This window comes from Duganella lactea (genome assembly GCF_009857505.1).
In the GTDB taxonomy this organism is placed as follows: Bacteria; Pseudomonadota; Gammaproteobacteria; order Burkholderiales; family Burkholderiaceae_D; genus Rugamonas; species Rugamonas lactea.
This window is the reverse complement of sequence record NZ_WWCP01000001.1, coordinates 196,362-220,223: the sequence shown is the minus strand read 5'-3', so window position 1 is coordinate 220,223 and position 23,862 is coordinate 196,362. Positions and strand designations below refer to the sequence as shown.

The 23,862-nt window shown below is 59.8% G+C and carries 24 protein-coding genes; all 24 read left to right on the top strand.

The window, feature by feature from the left end; translation table 11 throughout:
• Positions 1 to 15: 15 nt before the first annotated feature.
• The 24 genes from GTP44_RS01075 to GTP44_RS00960 all read left to right on the top strand — a co-directional run bounded on the left by GTP44_RS01075 (position 16) and on the right by GTP44_RS00960 (position 23,796).
• Complete coding sequence (locus tag GTP44_RS01075; protein ID WP_161017961.1) at positions 16 to 321, top strand: hypothetical protein; 306 nt, start codon at positions 16 to 18, stop codon at positions 319 to 321.
• Positions 321 to 830 carry a DUF1804 family protein gene (locus GTP44_RS01070; RefSeq protein ID WP_161017960.1) on the top strand — a complete coding sequence of 170 codons (510 nt, stop codon included), beginning with the start codon at positions 321 to 323 and terminating at the stop codon, positions 828 to 830. Before GTP44_RS01075 ends, GTP44_RS01070 begins: the two co-directional genes overlap by 1 nt.
• Complete coding sequence (locus GTP44_RS01065; RefSeq protein ID WP_161017959.1) at positions 827 to 2,596, top strand: hypothetical protein; 1,770 nt, start codon at positions 827 to 829, stop codon at positions 2,594 to 2,596. Before GTP44_RS01070 ends, GTP44_RS01065 begins: the two co-directional genes overlap by 4 nt.
• Complete coding sequence (locus GTP44_RS01060) at positions 2,593 to 4,170, top strand: DUF935 domain-containing protein (RefSeq protein ID WP_161017958.1); 1,578 nt, start codon at positions 2,593 to 2,595, stop codon at positions 4,168 to 4,170. Before GTP44_RS01065 ends, GTP44_RS01060 begins: the two co-directional genes overlap by 4 nt.
• Positions 4,170 to 5,444: a phage head morphogenesis protein gene (locus GTP44_RS01055; RefSeq protein ID WP_161017957.1), complete on the top strand. Its 1,275-nt coding sequence runs from the start codon at positions 4,170 to 4,172 to the stop codon at positions 5,442 to 5,444. The genes GTP44_RS01060 and GTP44_RS01055 overlap by 1 nt, the downstream gene beginning before the upstream one ends.
• A gap of 118 nt (positions 5,445 to 5,562) precedes the next feature.
• Positions 5,563 to 6,090, top strand: a complete 528-nt coding sequence (locus GTP44_RS01050) for a phage virion morphogenesis protein (RefSeq protein WP_161017956.1) — start codon at positions 5,563 to 5,565, stop codon at positions 6,088 to 6,090.
• Between the two features lie 120 nt (positions 6,091 to 6,210).
• Positions 6,211 to 6,369: a Com family DNA-binding transcriptional regulator gene (locus GTP44_RS01045; RefSeq protein ID WP_161017955.1), complete on the top strand. Its 159-nt coding sequence runs from the start codon at positions 6,211 to 6,213 to the stop codon at positions 6,367 to 6,369.
• Positions 6,366 to 7,157 carry a DNA adenine methylase gene (locus GTP44_RS01040; RefSeq protein ID WP_161017954.1) on the top strand — a complete coding sequence of 264 codons (792 nt, stop codon included), beginning with the start codon at positions 6,366 to 6,368 and terminating at the stop codon, positions 7,155 to 7,157. The genes GTP44_RS01045 and GTP44_RS01040 overlap by 4 nt, the downstream gene beginning before the upstream one ends.
• 227 nt (positions 7,158 to 7,384) lie before the next feature.
• Positions 7,385 to 7,822: a hypothetical protein gene (locus GTP44_RS01035; protein WP_161017953.1), complete on the top strand. Its 438-nt coding sequence runs from the start codon at positions 7,385 to 7,387 to the stop codon at positions 7,820 to 7,822.
• A 114-nt stretch (positions 7,823 to 7,936) separates the two neighbouring features.
• Entirely contained in the window at positions 7,937 to 9,058 is a 1,122-nt protein-coding gene (locus GTP44_RS01030) for a phage protease (protein WP_161017952.1), read from the top strand.
• Positions 9,059 to 9,094: 36 nt separating this feature from the next.
• Positions 9,095 to 9,496: a hypothetical protein gene (locus GTP44_RS01025; protein WP_161017951.1), complete on the top strand. Its 402-nt coding sequence runs from the start codon at positions 9,095 to 9,097 to the stop codon at positions 9,494 to 9,496.
• 42 nt (positions 9,497 to 9,538) lie between these two features.
• Positions 9,539 to 10,474: a Mu-like prophage major head subunit gpT family protein gene (locus GTP44_RS01020; RefSeq protein ID WP_161017950.1), complete on the top strand. Its 936-nt coding sequence runs from the start codon at positions 9,539 to 9,541 to the stop codon at positions 10,472 to 10,474.
• A gap of 57 nt (positions 10,475 to 10,531) precedes the next feature.
• Entirely contained in the window at positions 10,532 to 10,843 is a 312-nt protein-coding gene (locus GTP44_RS01015) for an HI1506-related protein (protein ID WP_161017949.1), read from the top strand.
• A 3-nt stretch (positions 10,844 to 10,846) separates the two neighbouring features.
• Entirely contained in the window at positions 10,847 to 11,245 is a 399-nt protein-coding gene (locus tag GTP44_RS01010) for a gp436 family protein (RefSeq protein ID WP_161017948.1), read from the top strand.
• Complete coding sequence (locus GTP44_RS01005) at positions 11,242 to 11,664, top strand: phage tail terminator protein (RefSeq protein ID WP_161017947.1); 423 nt, start codon at positions 11,242 to 11,244, stop codon at positions 11,662 to 11,664. The genes GTP44_RS01010 and GTP44_RS01005 overlap by 4 nt, the downstream gene beginning before the upstream one ends.
• Complete coding sequence (locus GTP44_RS01000; protein WP_161017946.1) at positions 11,661 to 11,876, top strand: hypothetical protein; 216 nt, start codon at positions 11,661 to 11,663, stop codon at positions 11,874 to 11,876. The genes GTP44_RS01005 and GTP44_RS01000 overlap by 4 nt, the downstream gene beginning before the upstream one ends.
• Entirely contained in the window at positions 11,869 to 12,813 is a 945-nt protein-coding gene (locus GTP44_RS00995; protein ID WP_161017945.1) for a phage tail tube protein, read from the top strand. Before GTP44_RS01000 ends, GTP44_RS00995 begins: the two co-directional genes overlap by 8 nt.
• 66 nt (positions 12,814 to 12,879) lie before the next feature.
• Positions 12,880 to 13,260, top strand: a complete 381-nt coding sequence (locus GTP44_RS00990; protein ID WP_161017944.1) for a phage tail assembly chaperone — start codon at positions 12,880 to 12,882, stop codon at positions 13,258 to 13,260.
• Between the two features lie 80 nt (positions 13,261 to 13,340).
• Positions 13,341 to 13,619 carry a DUF1799 domain-containing protein gene (locus tag GTP44_RS00985; protein ID WP_161017943.1) on the top strand — a complete coding sequence of 93 codons (279 nt, stop codon included), beginning with the start codon at positions 13,341 to 13,343 and terminating at the stop codon, positions 13,617 to 13,619.
• Complete coding sequence (locus GTP44_RS00980) at positions 13,619 to 20,110, top strand: phage tail length tape measure family protein (RefSeq protein ID WP_161017942.1); 6,492 nt, start codon at positions 13,619 to 13,621, stop codon at positions 20,108 to 20,110. The genes GTP44_RS00985 and GTP44_RS00980 overlap by 1 nt, the downstream gene beginning before the upstream one ends.
• Positions 20,107 to 21,030, top strand: a complete 924-nt coding sequence (locus GTP44_RS00975; RefSeq protein ID WP_161017941.1) for a hypothetical protein — start codon at positions 20,107 to 20,109, stop codon at positions 21,028 to 21,030. Before GTP44_RS00980 ends, GTP44_RS00975 begins: the two co-directional genes overlap by 4 nt.
• The gene (locus tag GTP44_RS27790) at positions 21,030 to 23,039 is read left to right on the top strand and encodes a hypothetical protein (RefSeq protein WP_161017940.1); all 2,010 of its coding nucleotides are present in this window, start codon (positions 21,030 to 21,032) and stop codon (positions 23,037 to 23,039) included. The genes GTP44_RS00975 and GTP44_RS27790 overlap by 1 nt, the downstream gene beginning before the upstream one ends.
• Positions 23,039 to 23,455: a hypothetical protein gene (locus GTP44_RS00965; protein WP_161017939.1), complete on the top strand. Its 417-nt coding sequence runs from the start codon at positions 23,039 to 23,041 to the stop codon at positions 23,453 to 23,455. Before GTP44_RS27790 ends, GTP44_RS00965 begins: the two co-directional genes overlap by 1 nt.
• Positions 23,452 to 23,796, top strand: a complete 345-nt coding sequence (locus GTP44_RS00960; RefSeq protein ID WP_161017938.1) for a hypothetical protein — start codon at positions 23,452 to 23,454, stop codon at positions 23,794 to 23,796. Before GTP44_RS00965 ends, GTP44_RS00960 begins: the two co-directional genes overlap by 4 nt.
• Positions 23,797 to 23,862 lie beyond the last annotated feature (66 nt).

Below are 23,862 nucleotides of genomic sequence, written 5' to 3'. Positions count from 1 at the left end.
CAACGGAAAAACTGAATGCAAATTAGTAACGACGAACTGGCGCGCATCCTCGGCCGCATCGAAGCCAAGCTGGACGCGCACGGCGTCGGCCTGGCCAATCTGGAGCAGAAAGTCACGCGCCGCCTGGACGAACATGACCAGCGCCTGCGCGAGGTCGAGATTGCCAATCCGAAGAAGCTGGCTGATTCGATCAAGGATCACGAGCAGCGCATCCAGGCGCTGGAGAAAGGCGCGGCCAAGGCTGGCGTGCTGGCCGGTGTCGGCACCAGCGTGGTGGTGGGCGCGCTGATCGAATTCATCCGTCGCCAGATTGGGCATTAATGGCTAAGGGCGCTGACGTGCGCGCATTGGTGCGCAAGCATTATGTGTTCGACCGCCTCTCGCTGGAGCAGAGCGCGAGCATGGCCAATGTCGCCTATACCACCGCCAAGCGCTGGAAAGAGAAGGCAGCGGCCGAGGGCGACGACTGGGACAAGCTGCGTAGCGCAACCTCGCTGGCGGGTGGCGATGTGGAGCAGCTGTCGCAGCAAATCCTGACGGAGATGCTGGTGCAGTTCAACGCGGTGCTGGAGTTAATCAAGGCCGACACCGAAATGCCCGCGACCAAGCGCGTGGAGCTGCTATCGAGCCTGATGGACAACATCCATAAGAGCCTGGCTGCGATGCGCAAGTTCCTGCCGGAAGCGAACAGCCTGTCCATTGGCATGCTGGTCCTGCGCGGCCTGGCAGAATTCGTGCAGGAGCGCTACCCGCAGCATGGCGGCGTTCTGCTGGAGATTCTGGAGCCGTTCGGCGACATCCTGCCGAAGATTCTGGCGGACGCCAAATGAAGCACGACGATCTGTCAAAAAAAGAGTTTCAGAACGAGCTGGCCGACCTGGTCGGCTCGCTGCGCCGTGACATTGAGGCGCATAAGGTCGGCCTTGATCCGTCGCCAGCGGCGATCCGTGCCCGCCGCAAGCGTGTACTGGATGGAGACTTCCAGTTCTTCGCCTATACCTATTTCCCGCATCACATCCGTGGTGAGCCGTCGTTGTTCCACCAGCAGTTCTGCAATCGCTTCCCGCAGTTGCTGCGCATGGCTGGTGGTGTCAAGGAATGGTGGATCGCGCCGCGTGGCGAGGCCAAGTCATCGCTCTTGACCAAGATCGGTCCTGTCTGGTGCGCCGTGCAGGCGCTGCACCAAATGCCTGCGGTTCGCACCGAGATAGGCGCGACCGGCCCACTGCCGCCATTCATTGACTACATCATCTTGCTGGGCGCGGAAACCTCGCTGCCGACCAAGCTGGTGGAGGTGAGCAAGACCGAGCTGACCATGAACGCGGCCTTGGCGCTCGACTTCCCGGAAGCCTGCGGCAAAGGGCCGATGTGGAAGGTTGGTGAATTCATCACCAAGACCGGCGTCAAGGTTGAGCCGTTCGGCGCTGAACAGGCGATCCGGGGCACGTTCCACGGTGCCAGCCGTCCCAAGCTGCTGCTGGGCGATGATCTAATTACCGACTCCGAGGCAAAAAGCCCGACTGAACGCAACAACCGCTGGACGTGGCTGACCAAGGCCATTGACTATCTCGGCCCGCCTGATGGCACGGTTAAATACTGCGGCGTCGGCACGATCCTGGACAAGGACGATCCAATCAGCCGCGCAAAGAAAACCATCGGCCACATCGTCCATCACTTCCGCGCCATCGTCACGCTGCCCACCCACATGGACTTGTGGGAGCAGTGCCAGGAGATGATGCTTAACGCCGATAAGCCTATGGTCGAAGAAGCGGCCACACGCGGCGAAGTCCTGGACGAAGTGCAGCTGCCGTCGTTCCAGTTCTACCTGGCGAACAAGGCCGCAATGGACGAAGGCGCGGTCGTTTCCTGGCCATCGGTGCGCCCGCTGTTCTGGCTGATGCGCCAGCGGGCGGTGTCAAAACGGGCGTTTAACACCGAGATGCAGGGCGACCCGCTGACCGATGAGGATAAGGTATTCTCCCGCCACCAGTTCTGGGTGCAGCGTCTTCCTGACTGGATCATGTTCGGAGCCTGTGACCCGTCGATGGGCGCCAGCCGCCGCGCCGACCCGTCGGCACTGATCGTGGGTGGCTACGATCCGTATAAGCGCCGCCTCAACGTCATCATGGCCGCCATCAAACGGCGCGTACCGTCCAAGCTGGAAGCGGACCTGATCGACATGCAGCGCGAGTTCCGCTGCCGCGCCATCGCCTTTGAGAACAACAACGCCTATGAGCATTCGCGCCAGACCTTCATTCAGGCGGGCGCAGACGCGGGCGTGCCGCTGCCGCTGGTTGGCCATCCTGCCACGGTAGCGCCAGAGGTGCGCATCGATGCGCTGGAGCCGTACATCACCGATGCGCATGTGCCGCAGATCGTGTTTCACCCTGGCCTGACGCAGCTGCTGGACGAAATGGATACATGGCCAGCGCCGCAAAGCCATCACCACTACGACGGCCTGACAGCGCTGGAGCTGCTGTGGTGGATAGCCAATACACGCGGGCGCAGCGTACTCGGTCTGCAAACGGCCGCACGTCCTCACCAAGGCCGTGGTGATGACGACCACTATCAAAATTCCCGGAGCATGTTAAGTTGAGCAAAATCGTTGACCAGTATGGCAAGCCTATCGACCAGGGCACGTTGAATGAGCCGCAAACGGCGCACATCACCAACCTGCAAAACCAGTACCTGACGCCGATGCTGAGCGGCCTGACGCCAGCACGCCTGGCGCGCGTCCTGCAGGAGGCCGACAACGGCAATCTGCTGGAGCAGCATCGCCTGTTTGCGGATATGGAAGAACGCGACGGCCATATCCAGGCCGAGATGGACAAGCGCAAGACGGCCATCGTCGGCCTGTCGTGGGACATCGTCCCGCCACGTAATGCGACCGCCGCCGAGAAGGCATCGGCGCAATGGGTAAAGGAGGTGCTGCAAGACGCCGCCGATCCAATGGAAAACCTGTGCCTGGCGATGATGGATGCAGTAGGTCACGGCTTTGCGCCCGTTGAGCTGGAGTGGCGGCGCGAAGGCAGCACCCTGCTGCCGGACTTTTACCCGCGCCCCCAGGAGTGGTTCAAGCTCAACCAGGCTCGCACCGAAATCCGCCTCAACGACGGGTCTGCGGACGGCGAGATGATGCGTCCATTCGGCTGGATCATGCACACCAGGCGCGAAGCGAAGACCGGCTATGCGGCGCGCATGGGACTGTTCCGCACGCTGGTGTGGCCATTCCTCTATAAGGCGTATGCGCTGGGCGACTTCGCCGAGTTTCTGGAAACGTATGGTCTGCCCATCATCGTGGGCAAATACTTTGCCGGTGCGACCGCCGAGGAAAAGGCCAGCCTGATGCGCGCCGTGACCCAGCTGAGTCATGACGCCCGCGCCATCATGCCGGAAGAAATGAAACTGGAAATCCAGAAGATCACAGGCGGCGCTGGCGAAAGCGCGCACTTGGCCATGATGAACTGGGCCGATAAATCCCAGTCGAAAAGCATCCTTGGCCAAACGCTGTCGGCCGATACCGGAAAAGGTGGCGGTGGCAGCTACGCGCTGGGCAAGGTGCACAACGAGGTACGCCACGATATCCGCAACGGTGATGCGCGCCAGGCCGCCGCAACGCTGACCCGTGACCTGGTCTATCCACTGCTAGCGTTGAACCGTCCGGGCACCTTGAGCCTGGCACGCTGCCCGCGCCTGGCGTTTGACCTGGGCGAAGCGGAAGACCTGACCAGCTACGCGGAGGCGCTGCCCAAGCTGGCCGGCGCTGGCCTGCAAATCCCGGTGAACTGGGCGCATGAGCGACTGCACATCCCGCAGCCCCAAGACGGCGAGGCTGTACTCAAGCCGCTGACGGCTGCACCAGTGTCAAATACAGCGCCAGGCGATCCGGCCCCCACCGCCGAGCTGACCCGGCGCGTGCCGGTGGCCACGGCCGCCTTGAGCACGGACGACCTGACTGATACATTGGCGGCAGGTGCAGCGCCGAGCTGGGCGTCGCACCTTGAGCGTATCGCCCAGTTGGTCGAACAGGCCACCAGCCTGGCGGAGCTGCAAAGCCAATTGCTCAACGCCTATGGCGGCAGCCAATTCGAGCAGCTGGTGAAGCTGATGGCGGCAGGCTTCGCCCTGGCCGAGCTGAAGGGTATGAGCGATGCCCAGGAAGAACGCTGATGCCGGTGGCAATCAGTTTCCCTGGGAAGGATGCGAATGGCGTAACGGTCTCCAATCCGTTCGCCGAGCAGCTGGCATTCTTCAAGAACAAGCTCAACCTGCCGACGGACCGCTATGACGACATTCTGAAGTCTGCCCATGATCGCGCCTTTATTGTGGCCGGTGCCGCCGATGCCGATCTGCTGAACGACCTGAACGGGGCCATCGTGCGCGCCATCAAGGACGGGCGCGGCCTAGAAGCCTTCCGCAAGGAATTTAAGGATATCGTCCTCAAGCACGGCTGGACTGGCTGGGCCGGTGAAGGCAGCACGGCTGGCCAGGCATGGCGCACCCGCGTCATCTACCAGACCAACATGGCCACCAGCTACGCGGCTGGGCGCTGGAAGCAGCTTACCGATCCGAAACTGCTGGCCGAGCGGCCATACTGGAAGTATGTGCACGCCGATGGAGTCATGCACCCACGGCCGCTGCACGTCTCCTGGGATGGGTTGGTGTTGCCACACGACCACCCGTTCTGGCAGACACACTTCCCGCCGAATGGATGGGGATGCCATTGCACGGTAGTGGCAGTCAGTGCCAAAGAATATGCAAAAGCGCAAGCGGAAGGCCGCGCCGAACCGCCACCAGGCTGGGACCAGATATCGGAGAAAACCGGCGCTCCAGTCGGTATTGACCAAGGCTGGGCCTACGCGCCAGGCGCGAACACCGAACGCTCGTTTAAGGACTTGATCGATGCCAAGCTGATTAACCTGGATGCGCCGGTCGGCGCTGCCATGTATGCCGTCCTGGCACCGGTGCTCAAGGCCGAGCGCAATGCGGCCTATGGCGAGTTCCTGGCGGAAGTGCTGGCCGACCCGGTTAAGCGCGGCCGCACCAGCATCGTCGGCGCTATTGAACGCAGCACCCTGCAATGGTTAGCGGAACAGGTCGGCGTCGCCCCGGCCAGCGCCGAGATCGCCGTGCAGGATGGTTTGTTGATCGGCAAGAAGGCGCAGCGGCACCAGCTAGCGGGCGATGCCCTGACGCCAGACGAATGGGCCAACCTGCCCACCCAGCTGGACAAGCCCGAACAGGTGCTGTTCGACACCCGGACCGGGAAGCTGCTCTATATAGTAGAGAGCCTTGATGATCGCGTAGGCAAGCTGGCCGTCGAATTCGACTTCAAGCAGAAGCGCGCCCTGGGCGAACTGAACATGATCGTCTCGGGCTTCAAGGTGCCAGCCGAGGCGGTCGAGGCGGATATCAAGGGGGGATTTTTGAAGGTGGTCAAGTGAACGGACGGGAGGGCGGACGTTCCTCCATACATTTGACAGCCCCAGCTGGGACTGCCCATGAGCGTGGACTCCTTTCCTCGCCTCGCCCGTTCTAACCTTAAGTATAGAGCAAAACACGATGTCAATGATTACCGTCTCCAACCAGGCATTCAACGACGCGCTGACGCACCTGGCTGCCCGGCTGGACGATATGCAGCCGGTGCTCCAGGGAATCGGCGAAGATCAGGTCGACCGCATCAAGCAGCGATTTGCCACGGCCACCGCGCCGGACGGCGCGAAATGGAAACCCAACTCGCAAGCCACGCTTGTTAATTACATTGCAAGCCGTGGCGGCTTTTCCAAGAAGACAGGCAAGGTCAGCGCCAAGGGCCGGACCCTGGCGATCAGCAAGCGGCCACTCCAGGGCGCGAGTGGCGACTTGGCCAGGCAGATTTTCTACGTCGCCTCGGCCTCGGAGCTGGTTGTCGGCTCGTCGATGATCTACGCGGCCATGCAGCACTACGGCGGCACCAAGGCGCAATTCCCTCACCTGTGGGGTGATATCCCGGCGCGGCCGTTTCTGCCGGTGACGCCAGCGGGTGAACTCTATCCGCAGGACGTCGAGTTTATCGTCACCAGCCTGCGCGACTACCTGGTGGGCGATTAGAACAGAGCGACCGACCAGGTGCGCTAACACCTGGTCGGCCACTCGGCACGCATAGCGCATGCTCCGTCAAGGCTCTGCCTCCCGTAGGGGGCGCGAATATTAGCACGGAGAGACATATATATGCAGGACATACGCTGTGGCCAGTGCCATAAAAAGCTGGGTGCTGGGATTTACCACTGCCTGGACATTAAGTGCCCGCGATGCGGCACGATGAATTTACTGAGGGCCACGAGTCCCAAACCAGAGCGCCAGGGAGCGCCTGTTAAAGGAGTCCGATGACCGAAAGCCCCATTATTCCCTGGATGGGTGGCAAGCGCCGCCTGGCCGACAAGCTGCTGCCGCTGTTCCCGCAGCATGAATGCTATGTGGAGGTGTTCTGTGGAGGTGGTGCGCTGTACTTTATGCGCAACATGCCCGCCAAGACCGAAGTGCTGAACGATGCCAATGGCGAACTGGTGAACCTGTACCGCGTCGTCCAGCACCATATGGAAGAATTCGTCCGCCAGTTCAAATGGGCGTTCAGCAGCCGCAAGATATTTGAATGGGAGCAGATGAAACGGCCGGAGACGCTGACCGACATTCAGCGCGCCGCCCGCTTCTACTATCTCCAGCAGCACGCCTTCGGTGGCAAGGTGTCTGGCCAGAACTTCGGGACCGCCACCACCGGCCGCCCGATCAACCTGTGCCGGATCGAGGAAAACCTGAGCGCGGCGCACCTGCGCCTGGCAGGAACCTATGTTGAACACCTGGACTGGCAGGAGTGCGTTAAAAAGTATGACCGGCCGCATACGTTCTTCTATATGGACCCGCCTTACTGGGAAATGGAAGGCTACGGCCTGCCGTTCGGTTTTGAGCAATACGAGCAGATGGCCGCCTTCATGCGTACCTGTAAGGGCAAGGCGATGGTCAGCATCAACGACCATCCGGCAATCCGCCAGGCATTCGCAGGCTTCCACATCCTGGAGCTGGATATCAAATATTCGGTGGCCAATGCCGGTGCGCAGCAGACCAGCCGCGAGCTGGTCATCCTGAACTGGGAGCCGCTGGAAACGGGCGGATTATTCTAGATGGCGGCGGCCCGTGCATGGATTTTGCCAAATCTCGTGCGCGGGCGGCCAAGGCGTTTTAGGGGCTAACTGGCGTATCGCTACCGGAAAAAGAAAACAAACGCGCCTAGACCCGTTAAAACAGCGTTAATTTTGATATTTGATCTTGTCTTTTGCTGTCGGGCTACCAAATCCATAGGTGCGGCCATATGGGTATGGTTTGCACTCAACCAGACAGGGATAGATAGATGACTAATAATGCAACTGATGAACAGGGTAAGCTGGATATCGTAGATGGCCACATTTCGCTTTTGTGGCGCGGGCACGAGCAGTTCTTGACTAATCTTAAGGCGAACAATCCTCGCCATGACCATGTCGCGTTTCCACCGCGCTTTGAGGTTGCCACTGGCGACAAGCTCAGTGTGACCTACAGCAGCGTGACCATGAATCTGAGCAATCGTATCGTCCGCTATACGGACGACCAGTTCTTTATGGAATACGCTTTTACGACCCGCTACAAGGACGAGGATGTAGAGTTGTTTAAGTTCTATCTGAATGAACTGGGCCATTTGACCGACGCGCCTGGCAATCCAAAGTTCGGCACCAGCACGGCGACGGTAGTTGGCCATGCGTTGCGTGTCTACTTGGTAAAAAATCTGATTGCGTCTAAAGTGTTCGCGGTCTAAGACCTGTAAGACGTACTGGGGCAGCGATTGCTGCCCCGTTTTCTCCAGCAATACCACCCACCGCTGACATTCGTCACTCTGATTTAAAGCCGTGCGCGCTGCCAACATGGCAGCATGAAAAAGCGCACCGATTCCCCCACTAAAGCTCGCACGCACGCGACGGCCATTGCGGCCTGCACGATGGCCGTCACGGCCAGCGGTGAAATCCAGCTCACGCCGGTAGGCGAGTTCCGCGCTGCGGACGGTCGTCCTAAAGAAGTTCCCGCCTGGCGCATCGACGCCGCCATTGCCGCTCGCGTCATCGCCCTGGCCGCGCAGCGCACCAATCCTTGCGTCATTGATTACGAACACCAGACCCTGCTGACCAAGACCAACGGCCAGCCAGCTCCCGCTGCTGGTTGGTTCAAAACACTGGAATGGCGCGATGACGCTGGCCTGTTCGGCGTCAATGTCGATTGGACCCCGCGTGCCAAAGAGATGATCGCCGCTGGCGAATACAAATATATCTCGCCTGTTTTCCAGTACGACGAGACCACTGGCGAAGTTCTCCAGGTTCTCATGGCCGCGATCACCAATAACCCGGCCATCGACGGCATGGATGCGCTGATCGCTGCTGCCTCGCTGCTCATTACCACCCCATCCGATCCACAACCCGAAAAGGAGTCCTCAATGGATGAACTGATCCAGCAAGTCATTTGGCTGCTGAACCTGCCCGTCGGTTCCACGGCCGAAGATTGCGCCACGCAACTGCAAAAACTGATCGACGCCCTGAAACAAGACACCACCGTGACCGCTGCCGCGTCGTTCGACATGGTCGCCTATCTGGGCAAACAGCACAGTGCCATCGCCGTGTTGTCGGCCGCAACGCCTGACCCGGCCAAGTTCGTGCCTATCGAAACCATGCAGGCATTGCAGGGCCGCATCGCGGCACTGACCGCCGAGACCAACACCACTCGCATCGATGCCCTGGTCACCCAGGCGCTGGACGACGGCAAGCTGCTGCCAATGCAGGAAGCCTGGGCGCGTGACTTCGGTGCCAAAGATATCGCAGCGTTGACCGCCTACCTCGATAGCGCCCCGCAGCTGGCCATCCTGACCGGCACCCAAACCAAAGGTGTGCCGCCAGTAAATACCAAGACCGTCGCCCTGACTGCCAATCAGCAGGCGCTGTGCAAAGCCTTCGGCGTCAGCCCGGAAGACTTCGTCAAGACCCAGCAGGAAGAACAAGCCGCGTAAGCGAAACATCCACTGCTCTATATATAGGAGAACAAGTTGAGCCTGACCGCCGACCGCAACACCCCGCACAAGGAAAGGGAGAACCTGCCCGTACTGGTGGCAGGCGGTGCCAAGATTTTTGCCGGTGCCATCGCTATGGCCAATGCCGCTGGCTTTTGCGTCCCTGGTGCCACCGCCACCAACCTGACCTACCTCGGCCGCGCCGAAATGTCGGTGGACAACACCGCTGGCACCGATGGCGCAGCGACCATCACCGTCCGCCGCAAGAAAGCATTCCTGTGGGCGAACAGCGCCACCGATCCCGTCACCCAGGCCGATCTGTTCAAGACCTGCTACGTGGTGGACGATCAGACCGTGGCCAAGACCAACGGCACCAACACCCGCTCCGCCGCTGGCCGCGTCGTGGGCGTCGATGCCAGCGGCGTTTGGGTTGAGTAATCCAGAACGCCAACCACCTATTAAATAAGGAAAACACCATACATGCTGGTCAATAAACAAAACGTTACTGATCTGTTTACCTCGCTGAAGACGAGCTTCAATAACGCCTTCGCCGCCGCCCCTTCGACCTGGCAGAAGATCGCCATGAAGGTCACCTCGACTACCGGCCAAAACGATTACGCCTGGCTATCGAACTTCCCCAAGATGCGCAAGTGGATTGGTGAGAAAACCGTCAAGGCACTGGAAGCGTTCAAGTACGTGGTACGCAATGACGACTTCGAAGCAACCGTCGAAGTTGACCGCAACGACATCGAAGACGACAACTTGGGTATCTACGGTCCGCAGGCCGAAGCGGCAGGCGCATCGTCCAAGCAGCTGCCTGACGAAATCATCGCCGACGTCGTCAACGGCGCATTCGCAACCAAGTGCTATGACGGCCAGTATTACTTCGACGACGATCACCCCGTCAAAAAAGAAGACGGCACGCCAGGCAGCGTCAGCAACAAGGGCACGATGCAGTTGTCGGCAATCTCGCAGCAGGCCGCTATCAACAGCCTGGGTGCGGCTGAAACCGCGATGATGGAATTCAAGGACGACGAAGGCCGTCCGCTGAATATCACCCCCAATATCCTGATGGTGCCGCCAGCGCTGAAATCGGTGGCCAATACCCTGATGACCGCTGACCGCCTGGACGACGGCAAAGCCAACCCGTTCAAGGGCTCCTACGAAGTCTTCGTCAATCCGCGCCTGAAATCGCGCACTGCCTGGTATCTGCTCGACACCACCAAGCCGGTGAAGCCTTTCATCTACCAGGAGCGCAAAGCCCCTGTGCCGGTTGCTCAGACCGACCCACAGTCGGACGACGTCTTCAATCGCAAGAAATTCAAGTTCGGCGCTGAAGCACGTGCCGCTGGCGGCTACGGCTTCTGGCAGTTGGCCTTCGGTTCGACCGGCACCGACCCAGCACCGACCGCGTAATCGGCATAGCCCCGCTTCGGCGGGGCATCACTGGAAACCCATAACAGGACTCATACGATGGCGAACACCTCCAAGAACCCAAAAAAAGCGACGGCCGCCAACCGTGGCACTGGCGGCCAGGACGCACCAAGCCAGGCCAAGCCAGCTGGCCAAAGCGCCGAGCAAGAAAGCGCGAAGACCGCACAAAGTATTCCTGGCCTCGAAGTTTCCTCGACGGTGGACGGTTACCGTCGTGGTGGCCGGGCCTGGACTAAAGCGCCAACCATCGTCGCGCTGTCCGAGCTGACCGAAGGGCAAGTGGAACAGCTGGAATGGGATATCAACATTCGCGTCACCGAAGTGGATATCCCTGTGGCTGAGGCTGAGTAAGCAATGGCCTACGTCACTCGCAACGATCTGGAGCTGCGCTTCGGTGCCGACGAGATCGCCCAACGCGAAGCAGCCTTGCAGCCAGGCGCGGTGGACAAGGCACTTGCTGCGGCCGACGCGCTGATCGACGGCTACCTGGCAGGCCGCTACGCACTGCCGCTGGCAGTCGTGCCTGTCACGCTGCCCCAGTTCGCCGAAGCCATCGCCCGCTACAACCTGCTGGGCGAGGCAGCTACCGAGCGTGCCCGCACCGACTATCAGGACGCCCTGGCATGGCTGCGCGATGTCCAGTCTGGCCGGGTGCAGCTCCAGCAGGCAGCGCCGGTGCCAGGCAATGAGCCGGCTACTGTGGTGATGGTGGCCAGCTCCCCGGCAGTGTTCAAGCGGACGGGGCGGCCTTGATCGAAAACATCAAAGCCAGGCTGCGCGAGCTGGTGCCAGAAATAAAGCAAGTAGGCGGCGCAGCGGACTTTCAAAGCGCGGTTGAAAGCAACCCGACCGTCACACCAGCCTGCTATGTGTTTTCCCTGGGCGAAGCGCCAGCGCCAAGCCAGTTTGCCGGACGGCTGATCCAGCGTGTGCGCGCCTCGGTGGGCATCGTGCTGGTGGTCAAAAACCTGACCGACGCCAAGGGCGTGGCCGCCCTGGAAGACACCGATGCGTTGCGCAATAAGGTCAAGCAGGTGGTGTACGGCTGGCGGCCAGCGGACGGCAACGACCCGCTGGAGCGCGGTGACAGCAACCTCCTGGCATTCCGGGATGGGCATGTGTGGTGGCAGGACATTTATTTAACGTCGTACATCGACAGGAGCGAAATTTGAGCAATACGAACGATCAGCCTGGCGTGCACAAGTTGCATGACCTGAGCGCCTGCAAGCACTGGGGCCAGGGCGGCAGCTACGCCTACGACCCGGCAACCAAGCAACGTACTCGCCTGGACGGCACCACGCACGTCGTCATCCCGGCGCAATCGGAACAAACCGTGGCCGAGCCAAAAGCCAAGGCCAACAACAAGGAGAAAGCACATGGCTAATCTGTTGAGCAAGCCACGCGCCTGGAAAAGCAAGGCCATTCTGTTCAAGCTGGAAACGGCTTACGGCAGCGATGCCACTCCCGGCCCAGCTAACTGGATCGAAGCGCGCAACGTCTCGCTGACGCCGATGGATACCGAAACGGTCGAGCGCAACATCGAAATGCCGTACATGGGCAGCTCCGGCAAGATCGTCGTCGGCAAGTGGGCCAAGATGTCGTTTGACATCGCCCTGGTGGCATCCGGCACGCTGGCCACGCCACCGAAATGGGGCGCGCTGCTGATGGCCTGCGCCTTCGCGCAGACCATCGTTGCCGCCACCTCGGTGCAATACAACCTGGTCAGCAAACTCATTTCCAGCGCTTCCCTGTACGTCAACATCGACGGCACGCTGCACAAGCTCCTAGGCACGCGTGGCAGTGTGAAAGCCAAACTGGCCGCCAAAGGTACGCCAACGCTGTCGTTTGCCTTCGACGCCATGTATGTCGCGCCAGTCGAGCAGGATATGCCTGTTGTCAACACCGACGGCTGGGAAATCGAAGAAGGCATCAACAGCGAGAACACCGGCCCTGCATCGCTGGGCGGCGTTCACCTGGCGTGGTCCGACTTCAGCTGGGATCAGGCCAACAAGATCGCCCGTCTGAACCTGCCAGGTCCGCAACGCGAAGTGTCGATCACCGACCGCGCCGCCAGCGGCGAAATCACCGTACTGGCCCCGCCGCTGGCCGACTTCGACCCGTTCGCACTGTCCGACTCCGGTTCCACGATTGCCCTGAGCGTGCTGCACGGCAGCGTCCCTGGCAAGAAAGTCCAGGTCGATCTGCAAGTGCGCGTCACCAACGTGGCCTACGACAACGTCGATGGCGTGCTGGCCTACAAGTTGACGCTGGATGCGCCACCGGTAATGGGCAACGACGAGCTGGCCATCACCTGTTTGTAAGTCTGGCCACCAACAAACAAACACCGAATTCACACAAACAAACACCCTTACATTGAAAGCGAAACCATGATTAAAATTACTCCAAACCCAACCTACTCCACCCCAGTCACCGTGGAGCTGCCAGGCGACAACGGCCGTGTCGAAAAGGTCGTTTTTACCGCCGTCTTCCGCCGCCTGACCATTTCCGAAATCGAAGATATCCATAAGCGCCTGGCAGGCCCGACCGTCGATGCGGACGGCACCGCAGACACCACCGTAGCCACTTTGAACGACGACGAGCTGGTGCGCGACGTGATGGTGGGCTGGAAAGACGTGCAAGGCGACGATGGCCAGCAGCTGGAATTCAACGACGCCAACCTGACCGCGTTGCTGCAAATCTTCCCGGTGCGCCCGACCCTCGTTCGCAAGTTCTTCGAAACCATCTCCAACGCTCGCGCAAAAAACTAGAAGGCGCTGCCGCCTGGTGGGCGGGCGGCAGTTCGTTCCTGGGCGAGGAAGAGCTGGCGGAAGACCTGAAGTTTTTGGGAATGCACGCTCAAGCCAAAGCCCTCGCCCAGCGCAAGCCCAAGTGCTACGAGCTTTGGCCCGAAAACGAAATCCCGTTCAGCGTATTTGCTGCCCTGGAGTCCCAGTGGCGAATCATCTCCGACATGGGGACCGTGATTTACCAGGGAATCGATTACGACAGCGCCAAGGCAGCAATGGAAATGATGGGCATACGACGGCGGCAATGGCCGGAAGTATTTGAAGACCTTCGCCTGATGGAGAGGGTCGCCAAAAAGATTTTTAACGATAAGGACGCTTAGTGACAAATCCAATCCAGTTCGGTATCCGTGTTGCAATTGACGGGCAATCGGCCGTCCCTGATATCGAACGGATTGGTGCAGCGGGCACGAAGATGGCTGGCCAGATGCAGGATGCTGGCCAGGCTATGGAAGCCGCGTTTAACAACGGCGCAGCCGCAGCGTCAAAAACCGCGCAAGCCGTCACCTCGCTGGCGGAAACCGAAGAACAAGCGGCCGAACGCATACGCCTGATGGTCGCCGCCTCGCTGCAACAGGCGAGCGCATCCAATGAAGCCGCCCAGTCTATGGAGCGGGCGTCCACCAGCACCCGACGCACTACCGAAGAACAGGGCAGCCTCTCCGAGGCAATCGCCCGCGTCAACGCACAGATGTTCCAGGCGCGCTCTGGCGCATCCACCGTCGTCAGTAACGTCTCGTCCCAGGAATCCCAAGCATACGTCGCCGCGCTCCAGCGCCAGTTCGACATGCTGGGCAAGAACGCCGCCGAGCAGGCCGCATATGAGGTCAAGCTACAAGGCGGCACCAAGGCGCTGCAACAGCAAGCCTATGCCCTGGTGAACAACGCCCAGGCATTACGTGAACAAATCACGGCCGAAGAACGCAGCGGCCAGGCAGCCGAAAATTTCCTGAACAAGCTGCGCGAGCAGACCGCTACGCTGGGCATGAACAAGACCCAGCTCCTGGAATACAAGGCCGCCCAGCTGGGTGTGGCGGAAGCCGCCGCGCCAATGATCGCCAAGATCGGTGAAGCCGGTTCCGGCGCGCGCTCCGCCAGCGGCCACATGGACGGCCTGAACTTCTCCACGGCCGGTGCCAAACGCGAGCTGCTGGTGCTGGCCCATGAACTAAGCCAAGGCAACTTCCAGCGCTTCGGCGGCTCGCTCATGGTGCTGGGCGAACAAACCGGCGCTGCTGGCCTGCTGTTCAGCTCTACCGGCCTGGCTGCCATTGCCTTGACTGCGGCCGTGGTCGGCGTTGGCGTGGCGATGATTAAGGGCGCATCTGACCAGAAGCACATGGACGATGCGCTGATTATGACCGGCAACTATGCCGGTGCCACAAGTGACAAGCTCAGCGATCTGGCACACCAGGCGGTGGAGACTGGCGGTAGCATCGGCGAGGCCAAAAAGGTTGTCACCGAGCTGGCGGCCAACGGCAAGTTGACGATTGACCAGATCGGCAAGATCACGGAAGCGACCGTCGCCTGGGAGCATGCAACCGGTCGGTCGGCGAAGTCAATCATCAAGGAATTTGAATCGCTGGCCGTGGAGACCACCGGCAGCGCTGCGCGCTCCACCGAGGCCGTATCTCGTGCCGCCTTGAAGCTGGACGACAGCTATCACTTCTTGACGGAATCAGTCTACGAGCAAATCCGTGCCCTGGAACGTGAAGGTAACGCCAAGGCAGCTTCTGCGCTGGCCACTGAAACTTTTGCCCACGTCACCAAAGAGCGCGCCGAGCAGATTACCCAGAACCTTGGTGGCATCGCCAGGGCATGGAACGCCATCAAGGAAGCCGCAGGCACTGCGGTAGACGCCATCGGCCAGGCCGGCGCTCGCGCCACACCCGCCAGCGACGTAAAGAAAGTCAGTTTCAAGCTGCAAATGTTTGACGAAGGACTGGCCGAGAGCAACAAGCGGCTGGGACGTGCGCCGGATGCCATGAGCGCGGACATGGAAGCTGCGCGAATGAAGATCGTCCGCGAACTGACGGCGGCCGTCGTCAAGCTCAACGAGGCTGACGCCCAGGCCATCGCGCAGGGGAACGCACGTATTGCCGAGTCGGAAGCCAACCACGCGGCGGCGCGGGTTGCTGAGGACGACCGCAGGCTGCAAAAGAAGGGAATGAGCGAGATGCAAGTGCAGCTCGATCAATACCGTTCTGACATTGAAAAAATCAAGGCCGTCAATCCAGACAGTATCCTGGTCACGCCGGATGCTGTCGCCGCCCATGAGGCTGCAATCGTCAAGGCGCATACCGCCCAGGCACGCGGCAATGACGACCGCGCCAAGCTGCTGCAAGATGCGCTGATTAAAGAGCAGACCGCCCTTGACCGCGAGAAGGACATTTACAGCCAGCGTGACCGTATGCTCGCGCTGTATCACGCCAAGTTCGGTCTGTCCGATGCGGACTTCTACGCTGGCCGTGAAGCCGCACGCAACGAATACATCGCGGCAGAGGCAGCGGCGTATGCACGTGAAGCTGCGCTGATCCAGGGCACCAAGGCCAATACGCCGCAGGAGCTGGCCGCACGCCAGGAAAAATATGACGCCTTGCTCAAACAGCATCTGGCATTCACGGCCAGTATGCGGGCGCAGAGCGGCGAAGACTCGGTCAATGAAATGGCCGACACCAAGAAACAGTTTGACGACGTCATCAAGGCCATTCAGAACACAGGTGTTGCAGACGGCAAGCGTCTCGATGACTCCATCGCAAAGCAGAAGCAACACAACGCCGAGATTGGCAAGACCAAAGAGAAAATCGAACAGGCGCGCCAGGCTACCGAAGACCTGGCGACGGCGCAGATTGCCGCCGATGCCGAATATCTGCGCGGCCTGATCGCCAAAGGCGGTCTGGATGCGGCCAGCGAGACGGCATTGCGCATGCGTTTGAGCTACCTGGACAGCGAGGTGCAGAAGCGCCGCGAACTGTCGAAGTTGCTGGAGACCGGCGCGCAGCTGGAAGGTGTGGCAGCGGCCAAAAAGGAACTCGACAAGCTGTTTGATCCCACCAAGGCCCAATCGTTCGGAGACGCCTTGCGCGGTGCCCTGGGAGCGGCAGGCGACTCCATGAGCAAGCTGATTGGAACGCTGGAGACCTACGGTGCGAAGGAAGCGCAGATCGCCAAGGCGCGTGCAGCGGCCACAACTGCCTATGCTGGTGACGCCAAGGGCATGGAAGCTATTTCGGCGCAGATCACGGAGCGTGAGGTGCGCGGACGCCTGAGCGCCTACAGCAGCATGGCCGGTGCCGCCAAAGGCTTCTTCAGCGAGCAATCGAAGGGCTACAAGGCGCTGCAAGCCGCCGAGCAAGTGTTCCGGGCCGCCGAGCTGGCAATGGCCATCAGCAATATGGTGACCAAGAGCGGCCTGATTACGGCCTTTACGGGCCTGTTCGTCGCCAGCAAGGCGACCGAGACCGCAGCCACGGTGGCCAGCGTCGGCCCGGACGTGGCCGCATCGATGACCAAGGGCGCTGCTGCCGCCACTGCTGGCGTCGCAGCACAAGCGGCTGGCGATCCATACACCGCCTTTGCGCGCATGGCCGCTATGGCCGCGCTGATGGCCGCCCTGGGCTTTGCCGTGGCGGGTGGCAGCGGCAAGGGTGTCGATGTCGCCAAGCAGCGCCAGGAAGCGGCAGGCACCGGCACGGTGCTGGGGGATGCCACTGCCAAGTCCGACTCCATTGCGCGCTCGATGGCCGAGGTATCCAAGAATTCATCGCTGGAGCTGTCGAACACGGCGGGTATGCTGCGCTCACTCCAGAACATCGAAAGCTCCATCTCCGGGCTGGGCAGCCTGGTGGCGCGTCAGCTCAATATCACAAGCCCGACCACCAGCACGGCACTAGGCTTTGATCCGAACAACGTGGGCACCGCAATCCACGCCATTTTTGGCGGTAATTCTGTCACTGCCAAAGCCCTGGAGAAAATCCCTGTTGTCGGCGAATTGCTGGGTGGACTGATGTCCACGGTCGGCAACTTCATTAGCAAGGGTTTTGGCACCAAGACTTCGCTGGTGGACAACGGTATCTACGTCGGCGCGCAGTCGGTCGGCTCCATTGCAACCAGCGGCCTCAACGCGACCGCTTACGCTGATATCGAGAAGACCAAGAAATTCGCCTGGATCAGCTACAGCAAGAGCGTATCCACCGAATTCTCAGAACTGAGCGGCGAAGTTAAGCAGCAGCTCGGCCTGGTCATCAACAACCTGGCTGCGGGCACGCAAGCAGCGACCAGCCTCTTGGGGCTGAGCAGCGACGAGTTCACCAAGCAGATGAATGGCTTCGTGGTGGACTTGGGAAAGATCAGCCTCAAAGGTCTGACCGGCGACCAAATCCAGAAGCAGTTTGAGGCAATCTTTAGCTCCCTGGGCGACAAGATGGCCCAGTCGGCGCTGCCGGGCTTGGAGAATTTCCAGAAGGTTGGCGAAGGCTATTTTGAGACGCTCACCCGGATTGCCACCGACTACGCAAACGTTGACTTGATCCTGTCCTCGGCAAACCTGAGTTTTGGTGCTGTCGGCGTGTCGAGCATCGCCGCACGCGAACAGCTCATCGACATGGCCGGTGGCATCGACAACCTGGCACAGCTGACCAGCAACTACAGCAAGAACTTCCTGACCGAAGCCGAGCAGCTTGCGCCGGTCACGAAATACGTCACTGACCAGATGGCCGCGATGGGGCTGGCCAGCGTCACCACACGTGAACAGTTCAAGGACGTGGTGAACCAGCTGAGCGCGTCTGGTGCCCTCGCTACCGAGGCGGGCGCACAGCAGTACACCCAGTTGATGAAGCTGGCCGATGCGTTCGCACAGGTGCACCCCGAGCTAGAATCCACCGTTTCCGCCGCCAAGAGCGCTGCCGAGATACTTGATGAGCGTAAGGATTTGCAGAAGCAAATCGATGCCTTGACGCTCACCAGCGATCAGTTGCGCGAACAGGAGCGTGCATCTATCGATGCGTCCAACCTGGCACTGTTTGATCGTGTGACCGCGCTGAATAAAGAAGCAGCGGTGGCAAGCGAGCGCGAGAAGCTGCAATCGCAACTGGACAACCTGACCATGAGTTCGGCGCAGTTGCTCGCCCAGCAGCGCGATGCGCTTGATGCGAGCAACCGCGCCCTGTTCGATGAGATACAGGCTCAAGAGGTGGCAAATAAGGCAAAAGACATTGCCACAAAACAGCGTGCACTCGATATACAGCTGATGGAAGCGACGGGCGATGCCGCTGGCGCGCTGGCCGCCAAACGCGCTGATGAATTGACTAGCATGGATGAATCGCTCCGTGCAACGCAGCGCGCAATCTACGCCGCTCAAGACTCGGCCGCCGCATACACGGCCATGACCAATGCGGCAAATAAGGCAAAGGAGATCGCCACAAAGCAACGTGCGCTCGATATCCAGCTGATGGAAGCGACCGGCGATACCGCCGGGGCGCTTGCCGCCAAACGCGCCGATGAGCTGGCTGGCATGGATGAATCGCTCCGTGCAACGCAGCGCGCAATCTACGCCGCTCAAGACTCGGCCGCTGCATACACGGCCATGACCAGTGCCGCAAAGGCTGCTACCGATGCGGCTATGCAGAGCGTGCAGAAGGCAATCGCGGCCGAGAAAACACGCGTCACCGCGATTCGGGACGCGGCGAACGAGTCCGTCAATTCGATCAAAGGCGTGTTCGACCTTCTGAAAGACCAGATCACGCAGATTTACCAGACGGTCAGCAGCACGGCCACGATGCTGGCGAATGACGGCAACGCCTTCATCGATCAGGCTTTGATGGCGTTAAAGACTTCCGGCTATCTGCCGGATCAAGAAAAGCTGGCTGCCGCGATCTCTGCTGCTCGCGGTGGTCTTGATGCCAATAATTATGCTACCCAGTTCGAGGCTGATAAAGCAGCCTTGGTCATGGCCGGGAAGCTGACGCAAATACAAGACGCGTCGGGCCGTCAATTGAGCACAGCCGAACAGGCGCTGAAAGCGGCCAACGACCAGCTCACCGCGCTCGATTCGCAGCTTGAATACGCACAGAAGCAGGTCGATGCGCTCAATGGAATCAATACCGGCGTGCTGAGTGTCGCTGATGCTGTTTCCAAACTGTCGGCAGCAATCACGGCGCAGAAGGCAGGCACATCGCAAACAACCAATACGGCGTCGCAATCGACGGGCAACACTTCCACGAATGTTGGCTCCACAGCCGCACAGGAAACCAATGTCGCAAGCCTGACGTCGGCTCAACGGACCTATTACGACGCGATTAAGAACAATCCAGGCCAAGGTAGTCAGGAAGAAATCCTGAAATACGTATCGGGCCTGCAGGACGTTCAAGCGCTTGCCAGCTACGAGTCCGTTTCGGGGATTTACCACGACCCGAATGAGTCGGGCGACGCATTGATGGCTCGGTATGGCTATCAACTGCTGGACCCAAATTCCTACGATCCGAAAAAGCGGTATTCAAAAATTCCAGGCTTCGCAACGGGTGGCGACCACATCGGTGGCCTGCGGATTGTAGGCGAAAACGGCCCCGAGCTGGAAGCGACCGGCCCGGCACGCATCTGGAATGCGGGGCAGACCCGCGCAATGCTGCGCGGCGGTGGCAACAACGAGCGGCTGGAAAGTCTGGTGGAAGGCTTGACCGCAGAGGTACAGCGACTACAGCGAATTGTAGATACGGGAAATGGGTATGCCCAGCGGACGGCCAATGCGGTCAACGGAAATCCAGAACAGCCAACGCTGGTCGAGGTTGTAAATAATGTGAGCGTATCCATCGAATGAATATCGTAACCCCAATTGCAATCACCGCCGAAATGATCGCTGCCGGAACTTCGGTAACTGAACCGGCAGCGACTGAAACAGCTTGGGTATCGGAAGGCACCTACTCGCTAGGCGATCAGCGCATACGCGCCACCACACATCGCGTCTATGAGTGCGTGCAAGCCCACACCGGACGTAAGGCGCTGCCTGAAAACGATGCTGCTTACTGGCTTGATAAAGGCCCAACGCAGCAGTGGGCGCCATTCGACATCTACACCAACACGGCCGCGAAAGCCACCACGTCTATCACCTACGTCCTGACGCCAGGCTATTTCAATGCGGTGGCCTTATACGGCTTGGTTGGAACGGGCATATCGGTGAAGGTCAAGGATGCGCCAGGCGGGGCACAGATTTACAGCTATGTCGTGCCGCTCATGGAAGACCCTGCCGGTTGGTGGGAATACCTGTTTTTGCGGCCACGTCCAATCACCAAATTGCTCCTGACCGGAATTCCAATCCGCCCGAATGCTGAACTGACCGTAACGGTCACGGCCGCAGCAGGACAACAGGTCGGCATCGGCATGATTAATGTCGGCGACTATCGCTCGCTGCTCGGTGAGGCTGAGTGGGGCGGGACGCAATACGGTGCCAGCGCCGAGCCTATCAGCTACAGCTATATCAAGACCAACCCTGACGGGACAACCAGCATCGTGCGCAGAACTGCGGCCACCAGCATGCGCGCAAGCGTGATTATGCCCCGCGAATTTGCCGACTATGCGCTCTCCTGTGTGCAAGAGGTTCTCGATGTTCCGGTCAGCTGGATCGCCGTCAACGCTGCTGGCTACGCGGGATTAAACGTCTTTGGACTCGGATCGGCTTCGCTGACATACGACAGCTTTGGCCACGCGACTTTGAATATTACTGTGAAAGGAATGATCTGATGGCGGTAACAGCCCCACCAACCATTAACGCTTTGCCTGCTCCTCCCGACCCAAACAACCGGGCCACTTACAATACCTTGGCCTATCCGTGGTCCGTCGCGCTTGGTCCATACAGCGCGCAGCTGAATGCTGTTGCGGCCAATGTCTATGCCAATGCTACTGATGCTGCGGCGTCGGCCGCCAATAGTGCCGCACAAGCGACGATTGCAACTGCAAAGGCAAGCCAGACCGCAGCTGACGCATCCGCGACTTCCGCAGATCGCGTGCAGACTGGCCTTGATCGCGCTGCTGCCGCTGCAAGCGCTGCTTCTGCCGCCGCCATTGCTGGGGCATTTGTTGGAACAAGCGACAGCTCGCTCAATATTGGTGCGGGAAGCAAGACCTTCATCACGCAAGCCGGGGAGCAGTATAGCGCAGGCATCTGGATGACGGCCGTGAGCCGAGCTAATCCAGCGAATTGGATGTTTGGGGAGGTTACTTCTTACATCGGCACCACGCTTGTCATCGACGTGCAGACGGTCGGTGGCAGCGGCACCTGTGCCGACTGGAATCTGTCGCTTTCCGGCCCTCGTGGTGCTCAGGGGCCGCAGGGCATTCCCGGCGTGCTCGCTGGCGTGGCCACCGGTGCTGTTGATCTGCTGACCGGTGCTGCTCTCGCCAGCGCAGCTACGATCAATCTCGACGCAGCGACCGGCAATCGCGTTCACATTACAGGGACCAACCCTATCACTGCGGTGACGCTGACGCGTGGCCCACGGACCGTCATTTTCGATGGGGTGCTGACGTTGACCCACCATGCAACCAACAACAACCTGCCGGGCGGCGTAAATATTATTACCGCTCCGGGCGATAGGGCGGTCTATGAGAGCGATGGGGTCACGGTCTATTGCGTGAGCTACATCAAGGCAAATGGATTGCCAGTTGCAGGGGTCAGTGCCTCGCTTATTCGCTCAGCTCGCACAGCGAATGCGAGCCTCGGTGTCGCCGACAAAGGCGCACTGATCGATATCACCAGCGGAACGTTCACGCAGACCTTTGGTGCAGTCGCTACTTTGGGCGCAGGATGGTTTTGCTATATCCGCAATTCGGGGGCCGGCGACATAACGCTCGACCCTAGCGGCACTGAGCTAATTGACGGACTCACCAGCTACATCATGTACCCAGGCGAGGTACGGCTGATTCAATGCGATGGTACTGCGTTTTATAGCGTGATACTTCAATCATTTACGAAAACGTTCACTAATACAGCTAATTTTATAAAACCGCCCGGCTATTTCGCGTTCGATACGTTCGGCTTGGGAGGCGGCGGCGGCGGTGGCGGTGGCAGCAGCGTGGCCGGTGGTCGCGGTGGTGGTGGTGGTGCAGGCGCAGGGGCAATCCGTGCATTGATCCTAGCATCTGCGCTGGCAGCTTCCACCCTCGTCACCATCGGCGGAGGTGGTGCCGGTGGTGCGCAGGACGCGATTGGAAGCGTAGGCGGTACCACTAGCGTTGGCATGCTTCTAGTGGCAAAAGGTGGTGCTGGTGGTGGTGCTGGCACTGCTTATGGAAATACGATCTCCGGTGCGTACGGCGGCGGCACCTATACCGTCAACGCCGCGCCCACTGGTTTCCTGTCTTCCACAGCGGGAGGCTATTACCCCGAGTATGGTGGCGCAAGTGTTTCCAATCAGACTTCTGGGAACAACAGTCCCTGCACTGCTGGAGACGGTTCTCTGGTTGGGGGGGCGGCTGGCGGCACTGGTCAGTACAGTTCCTACCAGGGTGGGCCAGGCGGAATTTCCCGTGTTCCAGCCACCCTAAGCGGCGGTGGCGGAATCGGCGGTCTCAATGCACAGGGGCAGGACATGGTAGGTACATTCGCCGCAGGCGGGGGCGGTAGCGGTGCATTCCGTGGAGGGCATGGCGGTTATGGCTGCGGTGGCGGTGGTGGTGGCTGCACTGCTGGTGCTGGCGCTGCGGGCGGCAATGGAGGCGGTGGTCTGGTAACTATCTCAGGAGTTAAATAATGCGTGCATTCGTAGTAGAAAACGGTGTGGTTATCAATACAATCGAGGTCGATTCGCTTGATATCGTTCCTGGTTTAATTGAGGCAACAGTTGGTGGTGTCGGGTGGCATTGGGACGGGAAAAACTTGATGCCACCAGTTGAGGTGCTTCCGACTGTAGCGGATTACGACGCTGCCCTTACCGGAATGTTTGAAGCAAAAGCCCGTGAACGTCGGTATGACGGCCGCATTAGCTGTGCATTGCGCGCAGGCTATGCAGGCCCCTTCCAGGCGGAAGGGGCGGCGTTCGCATCGTGGATGGATGAATGCAATGCATTGGCATACCGGATAATGGCGGAGGTGCTGTCCAATACAAGGCCGCAGCCTTCGGTGCCGGAACTGCTGGCGCTTATGCCTGTGTTGGTGTGGCCGGAATGAAGCGCCTGATTATCTTCCTGCTATTGGTTGCCTGTTATTTATTTTCACTGCTGGCTCCGCTTCGCTGGCTATGGGCTTTGGTAACTAATCTGGAACGGGCGTTTGAAATCCTAAAGGGCTATGATTTGCTAGGTAACCCGATCTTCAACGGTAAGGCTGGCGCGTATATTAGTACGCGGGCATATCTGGCCGGATTGGAGGGGGCTAGGTGGGCAACGTCGCTATCTTGGATGCTTGATCAGATTGAGCCCGATCACTGCCGCAAAAGCTACGAAAGCGAACTGGCACGAGTCGATCTGATGCGGCAAGAGGTTCTGAAAAACGGCGGCCGCAATAACTGACACTGATGTGGTGCGTTTGGTGATTACATCAGGGACAAAAATCATGCGAATTTCAGCAATTTATGA